Source organism: Catenuloplanes niger, from assembly GCF_031458255.1.
GTDB classification, from domain to species: domain Bacteria; phylum Actinomycetota; class Actinomycetes; order Mycobacteriales; family Micromonosporaceae; genus Catenuloplanes; species Catenuloplanes niger.
This window is the reverse complement of record NZ_JAVDYC010000001.1, coordinates 292,392-304,054: the sequence shown is the minus strand read 5'-3', so window position 1 is coordinate 304,054 and position 11,663 is coordinate 292,392. Positions and strand designations below refer to the sequence as shown.

Annotated in this window: 10 protein-coding genes; 8 read left to right on the top strand and 2 right to left on the bottom strand. The window is 74.7% G+C overall.

The genetic code is table 11. From position 1 onward, the window contains the following. Positions 1 to 132: 132 nt before the first annotated feature. The 7 genes from J2S44_RS01345 (at position 133) to J2S44_RS01315 (ending at position 8,082) form a co-directional block, all read left to right on the top strand. Positions 133 to 501: a DUF2255 family protein gene (locus J2S44_RS01345; protein ID WP_310408120.1), complete on the top strand. Its 369-nt coding sequence runs from the start codon at positions 133 to 135 to the stop codon at positions 499 to 501. A gap of 75 nt (positions 502 to 576) precedes the next feature. After that, positions 577 to 1,962, top strand: coding sequence for a cellulase family glycosylhydrolase (locus tag J2S44_RS01340; protein ID WP_310408118.1), 1,386 nt, complete (start codon positions 577 to 579; stop codon positions 1,960 to 1,962). Between the two features lie 70 nt (positions 1,963 to 2,032). Continuing rightward, positions 2,033 to 2,866 carry a class I SAM-dependent methyltransferase gene (locus tag J2S44_RS01335; RefSeq protein WP_310408116.1) on the top strand — a complete coding sequence of 278 codons (834 nt, stop codon included), beginning with the start codon at positions 2,033 to 2,035 and terminating at the stop codon, positions 2,864 to 2,866. A 160-nt stretch (positions 2,867 to 3,026) separates the two neighbouring features. After that, positions 3,027 to 6,773: an nSTAND1 domain-containing NTPase gene (locus tag J2S44_RS01330; protein WP_310408114.1), complete on the top strand. Its 3,747-nt coding sequence runs from the start codon at positions 3,027 to 3,029 to the stop codon at positions 6,771 to 6,773. Positions 6,774 to 6,905: 132 nt separating this feature from the next. Next, positions 6,906 to 7,145, top strand: coding sequence for a hypothetical protein (locus J2S44_RS01325; RefSeq protein WP_310408111.1), 240 nt, complete (start codon positions 6,906 to 6,908; stop codon positions 7,143 to 7,145). Between the two features lie 184 nt (positions 7,146 to 7,329). Further along, a complete protein-coding gene (locus J2S44_RS01320) occupies positions 7,330 to 7,614 on the top strand; it encodes a hypothetical protein (protein WP_310408110.1) in 285 nt (94 codons plus the stop codon). A gap of 99 nt (positions 7,615 to 7,713) precedes the next feature. Continuing rightward, entirely contained in the window at positions 7,714 to 8,082 is a 369-nt protein-coding gene (locus J2S44_RS01315) for a hypothetical protein (RefSeq protein WP_310408108.1), read from the top strand. Here the strand turns inward: J2S44_RS01315 and J2S44_RS01310 are convergent, their stop codons facing one another. Together J2S44_RS01310 and J2S44_RS01305 are read right to left on the bottom strand one after the other, a co-directional pair. Beyond that, complete coding sequence (locus J2S44_RS01310) at positions 8,083 to 10,131, bottom strand: 2Fe-2S iron-sulfur cluster-binding protein (protein ID WP_310408106.1); 2,049 nt, start codon at positions 10,129 to 10,131, stop codon at positions 8,083 to 8,085. An 11-nt stretch (positions 10,132 to 10,142) separates the two neighbouring features. Then, complete coding sequence (locus J2S44_RS01305) at positions 10,143 to 10,913, bottom strand: siderophore-interacting protein (protein ID WP_445343953.1); 771 nt, start codon at positions 10,911 to 10,913, stop codon at positions 10,143 to 10,145. Between the two features lie 99 nt (positions 10,914 to 11,012). Between J2S44_RS01305 and J2S44_RS01300 the strand changes: the two genes are divergently transcribed. Then, a complete protein-coding gene (locus J2S44_RS01300) occupies positions 11,013 to 11,633 on the top strand; it encodes a TetR/AcrR family transcriptional regulator (RefSeq protein ID WP_310408103.1) in 621 nt (206 codons plus the stop codon). Positions 11,634 to 11,663: the final 30 nt, after the last annotated feature.

Sequence of the window (11,663 nt, the reverse complement as noted above, 5' to 3'; positions counted from 1 at the left end):
TCCAACGTCGCGCGTCGCCGGACCGCCGGCCGGCGGTACGATCGTGCCGGCCGGGTCCGTCGGCTCGACCGGGTGCCGGGAGCGGTGCACGGTGCACCCGGCCTCGACGGCCGTGCCGAGGAGGTGCCGGGCGTGACCGCACAGTGGTCCGCGGACGATCTGCGGCGCATCGACGCGGCGGTGGAGCTGGAGATCGCGGTCCGGCGCCGGTCCGACGACGATCCGCGGCGGTGGGTGCCGATCTGGGTCGTGTGCGCGGGCGGCCAGGTGTTCGTGCGGACCTGGTATCGGCGGGACACCGGCTGGTACGGCCAGGTCCTGCGCTCGCGGCGGGCCCGGGTCCGCGTGCCCGGCCTGGAGGCGGACGTCACCGTCGACGACGTCGGAGGCGGGCCGGGCGCGGACGTCGACGCGGCGTACGTGGCCAAGTACGGCCGGGGCGCCGATTCCATGGTGACCGGCACGGCGGCGGCGACCACGCTGCGGATCGATCCCGCGTAGGGCACGGCCGTGGCGTTGACACTTCGGTAAATAACCCTTAATGATTACTGGACGTCGATCCGTTGGAGGACGTCCATGCGCCGCTCAGGCCTTCTGGCGACACTCGTCGCCGCCGCAGTCGTTGCTGCCGGCATGACCCTCGCCGACGGCACCGCATCCGCGGCCACCGCGCCGACCGCCACCTTCGCCAAGGTCTCCGACTGGGGGACCGGGTTCGAGGGCAGGTACACGATCACCAACGGTGGGACGGCCGCGCTCACGTCCTGGCGCGTCGAGTTCGACCTGCCGGCCGGGACCGGCGTCGGATCGTACTGGGACGGGCTGCTGACCACCGCAGGGCAGCACGTCGTGGTCACGAACCGCGGCCACAACGGCACGATCGCCCCCGGTGCGTCCGCCACGTTCGGCTTCATCGGCACCGGCCCGGGCACGCCGGCCGGCTGCACGCTCAACGGCGCCCCCTGCGCCGGCGGCACCCCCACCGTCCCGCCGCCGACAACTGTGCCGCCGACGACCGTGCCGCCGGCCGCCACCCCGGTCGCGCGCAACGGCCGGCTCTCCGTCTGCGGCCGGCAGCTGTGCAACGGCCGGGGCAAGCCGATCCAGCTGCGCGGCATGAGCACGCACGGCATCCAGTGGTACGCCCAGTGCGTCACCGACGCGTCGCTCGACGTGCTCGCGACCGAGTGGAACGCCGACGTCCTGCGCATCTCCATGTACATCCAGGAGGACGGCTACGAGACCGACCCGGCCGGCTTCACCGCCAGGGTCGACGACTTCATCGAGAAGGCGACCGCGCGCGGCCTCTACGCCGTCGTCGACTGGCACATGCTCACGCCCGGCGACCCGATGTACAACCTGGACCGTGCCAGGACGTTCTTCCGGCATGTCGCGGCGCGCCACGGGACCAAGAACAACATCATCTACGAGATCGCGAACGAGCCGAACGGCGTCCACTGGGACACCATCAAGTCCTACGCCGACCAGGTCATCCCGGTCATCCGCGCGCAGGACCCGGACGGCGTCGTGCTGGTCGGCACGGAGGACTGGTCCTCGCTCGGCGCGTCCGGCGACGGCCGGGGCGTCGACCGCATCCTCGCCAACCCGGTCACCGCCCCGAACGTCATGTACACGTTCCACTTCTACGCGGCCTCGCATGACGACTACTACCTGACCACGTTCCGCGACGCGGCCGCGCGCCTGCCGCTGTTCGTCACCGAGTTCGGCACCCAGGAATCCTCAGGCGACGGCCCGAACGACTTCGGCCGTGCCCAGCGGTACCTCGACCTGATGGCCCAGCAGAAGATCAGCTGGGTGAACTGGAACTACTCCGACGACATGCGTTCCGGTGCCGTGTTCACCCCGGGCACCTGCGCGTCCGGCGCCTTCTCCGGCACGTCCCGCCTCAAGCCGGCCGGCGCCTGGATCCGCGACCGCATCCGTACCCCGGACGACTTCTGAGCACCGCGACCGGTGATCGACGCACATGGAATCCGTGAGTGTCGATATGCTCCCGGTCGGGAGGTCTGTCGTGGCAGCGGACGGAGCGAAGAGGACGGCCGCCGGCGCCGGCGTGATGCGGGCGCTGGAGCAGCACGCCGAACGGCCGCTGTTCGACGATCCGCTCGCCGGGCGGCTGCTCACCGGATGGACCGCGGTCATGGTGGCGAACCGGGTGCTGCGCGGGGCGTTCCTGCGCGCGCTGGACCGGGCCGGTCCCGGCTTCTACGGCGCGGTCGTGTGCCGGACCCGGGCGATCGACGACGCCTGCCGGGACGCGCTGGCCGGTGGCGTCCGGCAGGTGGTGATCGTCGGTGCGGGGATGGACACCCGGCCGTACCGGATGCCGGAGATGTCCGCAGCCCGCGTGTGGGAACTCGACCTGCCCGCGGTGCAGGCCGGGAAGCGGGCGGCGCTGGCGCGGGTGCTTACCGAGCCACCCGGCCACGTCCGGTACGCGCCGGTCGACCTGACCACGGACCGGCTGGACGACGTGCTGGCACGGGCCGGCGCCGGCCGTACGCTGCCGACGCTGGTGCTCTGCGAGGCGGTCCTGATGTACCTGCCGGCCGCCGCGACCGACAACCTGCTCCGGTACGCGGGTGGCCTGCCGCCCGGCAGCCGGCTCGTGCTGACCTACCTGCCGCGTGACGTCCGCGACGACCCGCGCCACGCCGGCTGGTCCCGGCGGCTGGCCTGGCGCACCGCCCTCGACCCGCCGGAGATCGCCCGGCACCTCGCCGGCCACGGCCTGCGCGTGCGCGCCGACCTCGGCGCCGACGAACACCAGCGGCTGATCCTGCGCCCGGCCGGCCGGCACCTCACGGTCTTCGCCGGCGAGCGCACCGCGATCGCCGACACCTGACGGCTCCGGCACGGCGGCTCCGGCACGGCGGGCCCGGGACCGGTGGAGCGCCCGGTGCCGGCGTCGCGTCGGCCCGGCCGCCGGTCGCCTAGGCGACAACTCCGTGCGGTCGCGCGGACTACTGTCGGTGTTTCGCCCCCTGTCGCAGCGGAGTCACCGGATGTCAGCTCACGAGCCGAATCCCGACGCGATCCAGGACCGCCGTTCCTTCGGCCGCGAGCTGACCGCACTGCGGCTGCGCAAGCCGCTCACCGTGCGCGAGGTGGCCGACCGGGCGCAGGCGTTCGGTTCGCACAGCACGGTGGGCGACTGGTTCGCCGGCCGCGGGCTGCCGTCACCGTCGTCACTGGACCTGTTCGTCAGGGTGCTGGCCGCCTGCGGTGTCGAGGGCGACGCGCAGTCGGGCCCGTGGCTGGCCGGCTGGCGGCGGGCCCGCGCGAGCGGCCGGCGGGCGACCGGGCCGGAACCGTACCGGGGACTGAGCGCCTACCAGTCCGAGGACGCCGCCTGGTACTTCGGCCGGGAAGCCCTGATCGAGACGCTGCTGGGCAGGCTGGCCGCGATGGCCGGCACCGGCGGCGTGGAACTGGTCGTCGGCGTGTCCGGCGCCGGGAAGTCGTCGTTGCTGCGCGCCGGTGTCTCGCCGCGGGTGGAGTCCGGCGGCCTCGGTGGCGAGCCGGACTGGGAGATCGTGCTGGGCACGCCGGGCGCCGACCCGATGTCGCTGCTGGCCGCGGCCCGCGCCGCGCCGCCCGGCCGCCGGCTGCTGGTCGTCGTCGACCAGTTCGAGGAGTTGTTCGCCGACAGCCTCGGCGAGGACGTCCGGCAGCGGTTCGTCGACCGGCTGCTCGCCCTGGCCGAGGGGCCGCGGCGCGCGGTGGTCGTCATCGGGTTGCGCGCCGACTTCTACGCGCAGGCGCTGCGCTTCCCGGCGTTGCTGGCGGCCGCCGGTGGCCATCAGCTGACGGTCGGTCCGATGACGCCCGCCGAGCTCCGTGAGGTGATCACGGCGCCGGCGCGCCGGGCCGGCGCCCACGTCGACGAGGGGCTCGTCGAGGTGCTGCTGCGCGACCTCAGCCCGGGCTCCAACTCGCTGCCGCTGCTGTCGCACGCGCTGCTGGCGACCTGGCAGCGCAGCGGCGGCCGGATGAGCGTCGAGGTCTACCGGCAGATCGGCGGCATCTCCGGTGCGGTGACCGAGACCGCGGAGTCGATCTACGAGTCGTTGACGGCGGCGCAGCGGGTGCTGGCGCGACGCCTGTTCCTGCGTCTGGTGCACGTCTCGCCCGGCACGGCCGACACCCGGCAGCGCATCACCTGGGCGGAACTGACGGAGCTCGGCCGCGGCACCGGCGTGGAGATCATGACGGTGCTCGACCGGTACGTCGCGCAACGACTGATCACCACCGGCGCGGACACGATCGAGCTCAGCCACGAGGCGCTGGTCACGGCGTGGTCGCGGCTGCGCGGCTGGCTCGACAGCGACCGGGCCGGGCTGCTGGTCGCCCGGCAGCTGCACCTGGCCGCGGCGGCGTGGAAGGACGACGGCCACGACCGGGCGCTGCTCTACGGAGGCACCAGGCTGGCCGCGGCCCAGGCGTGGGCGGCGTCCGCCGACGGTGATCTCACCGCGCAGGCGGCCGAGTTCCTCCAGGCGAGCGTGCGGCACTCCCGCCGTCGCGCGCGGCGCGTGACGCAGCTCGTCGCCGTGCTCACCGCCCTGGTGGTGCTGACCGTGACGCTGGCCGGCGCCGCGCTGCAACTGCGCGCCGAGGCCGACGGGCAGCGGCGGGTGGCGCTCCGCGAGCGCAACGAGGCGGTCTCCCGGCTGATCGCGGGCCGGGCCGACAAGCTCCGCGACACCGACGTGTCGCTGGCGATGCAGCTGAGCCTGGCCGCCTACCGGATCGCGCCGACCCTGGAGGCACGCTCCAGCCTGCTCGACTCGTCGAACCTGGTGCCGTCCACCCGGCTGGCCCCGCTGGACGGTGCCGTGCAGGCGGTCGCCTTCAGCGCGGACGGCGGGCTGCTGGCCGCGGCCGGGACCGGCAACACCGTCCGGCTCTGGCCGCTCGGCCGGCCCGCCCCGGTCCTGGACGGCACACCGCTGCCCGGCGTCGACCAGGACATCTTCGGACTGGCGTTCAACGCCGGCGGGCGGCTGCTGGCGGCCGCCGGCGCGAGCGGGCGGATCCTGCTGTGGGACGTGCGCGACCCGCGTCGGCCGGTCGCGCTCCCGCCGCTGACCGGGCCGGCCGGCACCGTCTACGCGCTGGCGTTCGACCGCCACGGCGTGCTCGCCGCCGCCGGCATCGACGGCCGGATCCGGCGGTGGGACACCACGGTCACCGGCCCGCCGGCCGCCCTGCCGGAGATCGCGGCCGGCTCAGCGACGCACTCGCTCGCGTTCGCGCCGGACGGCTCGCTGCTGGCCGCCGGCGGGGCGAACGGTGCGGTGCGACTGTGGGACACCCGCGATCCGCGGCGGCCGGCCGCGCTGCCCACGGCCGTCGAGGGCGTCGACGGCAAGATGTTCGCGGTCGCGTTCAGCCCGGACGGCACCACGCTGGCCGCCGGGAACGCGGACAAGACGGTCCGGCTGGCCGACGTCTCCGACCCCCGGCGGCCACGGGTGCGCGGCGCTCCGCTGACCGGGCCGGCGAGCTGGATCAACGCGGTCACGTTCAGCCGGGACGGGCGGACGGTGATCGGTGGCAGCTCGGACAACACGGTCACCACCTGGGACGCCGGCACCGGTCAGGTCACGGCCGTGCTGCCGCAGCCGGCACCGGTCACCGGCGTGGCCCTCAGCCCGGACGGCGGCAGCCTCGCCACCAGCAGCACCGACGGCACGGTACGCGTCTGGGCGGCGCACCCCGGCCCGCTGCTCGCCGGCCCGACCGACGCGGTGTTCAACGCCGTGTACAGCGCGGACGGTCGCACGCTCGCGGTGGCCAGCCGCGACGAGACGGTCCGGTTCTGGGACATGAGCCGGCCGAGCCCGGTGCCGCTGGGCGCGCCGCTGCGCTCACCGACCGGTGACCGGTTCAGCGGGACCCTGGCCTTCGCCCCGGACGGCCGGACCATCGCGATCGGCACCCGGACCGGGCGGATCCAGTTCTGGGACCTGCGGCGTCCGGACCGTCCGGCCCTCGGGCGCACCGTCACCGCCGGCTCGGCGCTGGTGCAGTCGGTGGCGTTCAGCCCGGACGGCCGCCTGTTCGCGGCGGGCGGCGACGACCACCGGCTGTCGCTGTGGGACACCACCGGCCGCCTCCTCGGCAGCCGGGACCTGGGCACCACCATCGTGCTGACGGTCGCGTTCAGCCCCGACAGCACCACCCTGGCGTCGACCGGCACCGACAACGTCGCACGGCTGTGGCGGGTCACGGCGGGCGGCGGGCCCGCACCGATCGGCACGCTGACCGGGTTCGCCGGATACACCTACGGTGTGGCGTTCCGCCCGGACGGCAGGTTCCTGGCCGTGTCCAGTGCGGACAGCACGGTCCGGTTGTTCGACGTCACCGTCCCGGCCGCTCCCGTCCCGGCCGGGCCGCCGCTGTCCGGCCCGTCCAGTTACGCCTACTTCGTGGCCTTCCACCCGGACGGCGGCCGGCTCGCCGTCGCCGCGACCGACGGCACCGTGTGGCTGTGGGACCTCGCCGACCACGCGGCACCGGCACCGGTCGCCGTGCTGTCCCGGTCCGCCAACGCCGTCTACGCGGTCGCGTTCAGCCCGGACGGCCGGGTCCTCGCCGGCGCCGGCAGCGACCGGCTGACCCGGCTGTGGGACATCGACCCGGCACGGGTCGCGGACCGGGTCTGCGCGACCGCCGGGCACCCGATCAGCGAGGACGAGTGGACCCGCTACGCACCCGGCGTCGCCTACCAGCCGCCATGCCGCTGACCTGTGGGTACGGCCGGGCGCGGCTGTACGGGATCCGTACGGATGCGGGCCGGGCCCCTTCCCGGTGACGGCCGCGTCGGTTTGGCTCGTCCCATCCGGGCAACCCGGCGTCGTACCGCGAAAGGGGTCCAGGTGAGCCTTCGGAGATCACCGGTCGAGCCGGCACGGGCCGGCGACGCGTCACGCACGACGGCGGCCGTCATCGGGGCACTGCTGACGGCCGCGTTCCGCGCACTCGGGCGCGGCCGCGCCGGCCCGCACGCCGGCCGTGCCGCGTACCCGCCCGCACCGGTCCGGCCCGTCCGCCGGACACGGCGGGCACGCACGCCGATGAGCAGCATGTTCACGTGTGCCACCGACCCGGAGACCTGACCCGGTCCCGGCACCGTGCCGGGCCGGCCCACCGGCCGGCACCCGACGTCGTCCACTCCTCGCCGCGTCGCGGTCACCGGCCGGCCGCGGCCCGCGACCGGCATCGTGGTGCCCCGGCCCGGGGGGAGCCGGGGCACCACACCATCGACCGCGGCGCGGCGGGCGCGGGTCGTAGGGTGGCGCGGTGGAGGCGGAGAGTGCGTTGCGGCGGCTGATGGCGGCGCGGGGGATCGGACCGGAGGTGTTCGCGGACCGTGCCGGCGGGCCGGTGGGCGAGACCGTGGACGCGCCGGATCCGGCGGTGCTGCGGCGGCTCGCGCCGGTGCTCGGGTTGCACCGCAGTGACCTGTTCATCATCGCCGGTCGGCCGGTGCCGGACGACCTCGCGCCGCTGGATCCGGGCGCGGCCGGGCACGTCGGCGGGCTCGCGTGGACGCTGACGTACCTGCCGGACGCCGTCCCGGAGTAGCGTGCGTTCGTCCGGGCGCTGCCGCAGCGGCCGCGGCCGCCGGATCCGCGGCCGACGCCGGTGTACCACCGGTATCCGGACGGCGCCGGCGGCCTGGTAGTGCGTCTGCTGCACAACCGGAACCTGGACTGGTCCGGCGCGACCAGGTGCCTCTACGGCCTGGGCGGCGCCGGACCGCTGTCGGCGGCCACGATCGGCGTGATCGGCCGTGGCCGGAAGGCGCTGACGCCGGACCTGGTGGCCGGGTTCGCCGCGGTCCTGGGGATGGCGGCCGCGGACCTCGGCGTGCTGACCGGCGTCGACGTGACCGGCGCCGGCCGGCGGGTCCATCCGGGTGCGGCCGAGGCGGCCGCGCTGCTGTGGGAGGCCCGCCGGCTGACCGCCGCGCAGGTGAGCCGCGTGCAGGGACGGGCGGCCCTGATCCGGCTCCGGCGCGGTGGCGGGCCCGGCCTCGGCCGGCGGTGGTGATCAGGGCTCCGCTACGTCCACCGTGACCGGGGACAGCGGGCAGCTCCGGCACGCCAGCACGTACCCCGGGCGGGTCAGGTCGTTCGGGTCGGTCGTGGTGACCTCGCCGGTGCGGAGGCGGACCAGGCAGTCGCCGCAGGTGCCGATCGTGCACGAGTAGGGCATCGGCAGGCCGGCGGCGAGCCCGGCGTCGAGCAGCGTCTGCCCGGGTTCGACCACCGCCGTACCGATCGGGTGCCCGTGCTCCCACACGGTCATCCGCTGTGGGACGGACGAGCCGGTGGCGGCGTCCGGGGCGCTGGTGTAGCGCTCCTGGTGCACGTGCGTCGCCGGGACCCCGAGTCCGGACAGGACGCTCCGGACGGTGTCCATCAGCGCGTCCGGCCCGCAGACGAAGTAGTGCGCGTCCGGGGACACGGACCGGCCGGAGACCCACCGGTGTACGCCGTGCGCGTCGAGCCGCCCGTCCCGGCCGGTCAGGACGTGCGTGACGGACACGTGGCCGGCCGCGGACAGCTCCGCCCCGAAGATGATCTCCTCCTCGGTGCGGCTGCTGTAGAGCAGCGAGACCCGGCCACGGTACGCCCGGATCATGCTCATCATCGGCGTCACCCCGCTGCCGGCCGCGATCAGCACGATCTCCTCCGGCGGCGGGTCGGGCAGGTGGAACGTGCCGGACGGGCCGAGCACCGAGATCCGGTCCCCGGCGCGCAGGCCGCGGTGCGCGTGCCCGGAGAACCGGCCGCCGTCGACGTGCTTGACCGTGACCTCCAGCCGGGACGAGCCGGGCGCGGACGAGGCCGAGTAGGCGCGTCGCACCGGCCGCCCGCCGACGTCGGCGACCAGCGTGAAGAACTGACCGGGCCGGAACTCGAACGTGCCGCCGGGATCCTCCAGCACCAGCGTGACCGCGCTCGGCGTCTCCCGGCGGATCTCGGCGATCCGCACCTCCCGCAGCGGGTCCGTGACCGGTGCGCCGGTGACCGAGGCGGTGGTGACGTCCGCGTACCCCTCGTTGCGCAGCCCGGACCGGTAGGCGCGGTTCACCAGCGGCCGCAGCAGCCGGCCGATGCCCGGGATCGCGCCGACCGCGCGCAGCAGGAATCCGCCGCGGGTGTTCGCCGCGAGGTGCCGGCCGGCCAGGACCATCAGGTCCGGCGCCGCGTCCCGACCGAGGTGGGTGCCGGCGTGCCACATCCGGGACCGGGTGACCGCGTCGTTGCCGCGCACCTCGGCGTGCTCGACGTCGATCAGCAGCGCCGCGTGCGGGGGCGTGCCGCGCAGCGCCATCGTCTCCAGCAGCGCCGGGTCGTCCGTGATCGTGCCCCGGCCGCTGACGTGCAGCACACCGGTGCGGCCCGGCACCAGCGCGGCGAACGCCAGCCGGTCGTCGCGCAGCAGGTTGTGCAGCGTGTCCGCGCGCCGGTTGCCCTTCCGGTCCGGGATCGCCAGCGTGCGCCCGTCGAGGATCCGCGCGACCGTCTCCCGGTCGCCGCGCGGGCTGGTGTCGCTGCCGCCGGCACCGTCCCAGGTGGACAGCGCGAGGAACGGTGCCGCGGCCAGGAACTCGGCGACGCCCGGCCGATGCAGCGGTCCGTCGTCCGGACCCGGAACCGGGTCGGCCGGCGGTGCGGGGGCGGGCGGCTGCCACAGCCGGGACCGCAGCACGGCCTGCGCGCAGTGGACGTAGGCCTCGTCGACCCGGACCGCACGGCCGGACATCGTGCCGTTGACGCGCAGCACCTCGCCGACGCCCGGCAGCAGGAAGAACAACGACACCGGGCCCGGGGGTACGTCCGGCGCGGCGAACGAGATGCGCGTGGGGGAGTGCACGCGGGCGAACCCGGGCGTACCCCCGACGAACGTGGTCCGGCCGACGCCGTCGGCGTCGCGGTAGCCGAACGCCGCGACCGGGCTGCGGGCCAGGACGGTCCGGCAGCCCTCGTCGAGCGCGCCGATCTGCTTCAGCATGATCACGGCCGGGGCGCGGCCGACGGCGGACTCGACCTCGTCCACGGTCGTCAGCCGGCGGAAATGAGTCTGTCGCACGAGAGTTCCTCTCAGCCGGGAGCGGACCGGCCCAGACGCCAGTAGCCGACGAACGAGATGTCCTGCTTGGGTACGCCGCGGTCGTTCACCAGATGCCGCCGCACCGACGTGGCCAGCTGGGATTCGCCGGCGACCCAGGTGTAGAACCGGCCGGCCGGCAGCTCGGCCCGCCGGAGCGCGTCCAGCACCAGCTCGCCGGGGCGCAGGCCCGGGTCGTCGCGGCTGCACCAGTGCGCGCCGACGTCCCGCACGTCGTCCCGGGACGGCACCTCGAGGAACACCTCGGTCGGCAGCCCGGGCGGTGTGCCGTCCAGGATGGACAGGATCGCCGGCAGCGCGGTCTCGTCGCCGACCAGCAACTGTGCCGCCGTGTGCGCCGGCCGGTGATACACGGTGCCGATGTCGAAGATCCCGGCCGGGCTGCCCGGCCCGGCGCGGCGCACCCAGTCCGACATCGGCGAGTCGCCGTGCACCGCGAACTCGATGTCGACCTCGTCGTCCGCCGGCCGTACCCGGCGGATCGTCAGGTTCCGCACCCAGGGCCGCACCGATTTCGGCATCAGCAGCACCTGGGCCATCCACGCCTCGCTCGACAGCGTCGGCATGCGCAGGCCGGTCTGCCCGGCCCGCGGGAAGAACAGCCGGACGGCCTGGTCGTTGCCGGCCGGCACCAGGTCCCGCACGTCCGGGCCGCCGAGCGTGACGCTCGCGAAACTCGGCGAGAGGAACTCCCGGCGGCGCACCTCCAGTGTGATCATCTTCCGGGCCCCGGGGGTGTGCACCTTGGGCATCATGTCTTGTTTTCCCAGCTCACCGCACTATTGTGAACAATAGCTCAGGTCTCTGGCTACTCGCTTTTGCCGCCTCGGAAGGACACCCGGATGCCGCCCGCCGCCCGCCGTCTTCAGCCACGTCGCGAGCCCCGGCAGGTGCGCGCGGAGCTCACCCGCGAGCGCATCCTGACCGCGGCTGCTCACGTTTTCACCGAGTACGGCTACGCCGCCGGCACCACGAACCGGATCGCCGAGCGCGCCCGTATCTCGATCGGCTCGCTGTACCAGTACTTCCCGAACAAGGACGCGATCCTGGCCCAGCTGCTGGTCCGGCACATCGACCGCGGCACCTGGACCCAGGCGGACCGGGTCGACCTGGCGCCGGGCAGCCTGCGCGCGATGGTGCACGCGATGGTCCGGGACGCGATCGACAACCACAGCGACGACCCGCAGCTGCTCCGCATCATGATCGAGCAGGCGCCGTTCTCGCCGGACCTGCTCGACGCGATCAACCGGCACGGCGAGACCCGCACCGCCCAGATCCGCGACCTGCTCGGCCGCCACCCGGACGTCGGGGTGCGCGACCTCACCACCGCCGCCGAGCTGATCCTGTTCACCGTCGAGATGAACACCCACAAGCTGATGGCCGACCCCCGCGGCATCCCGGTCGACACCGTCGAGACCGAACTCGTCGACATGATCACCCGCTACCTCCGCGGCGACCGGTAGCCGGACCGTCCCGTGGGGCCGCGCCGCGTG

Coding starts and splice junctions, on each gene's coding strand:
- J2S44_RS01340 (WP_310408118.1), top strand. CDS start 577: ATGCGCCGCTCAGGCCTTCTGGCGACACTCGTCGCCGCCGCAGTCGTT.
- J2S44_RS01330 (WP_310408114.1), top strand. CDS start 3,027: ATGTCAGCTCACGAGCCGAATCCCGACGCGATCCAGGACCGCCGTTCC.
- J2S44_RS01300 (WP_310408103.1), top strand. CDS start 11,013: ATGCCGCCCGCCGCCCGCCGTCTTCAGCCACGTCGCGAGCCCCGGCAG.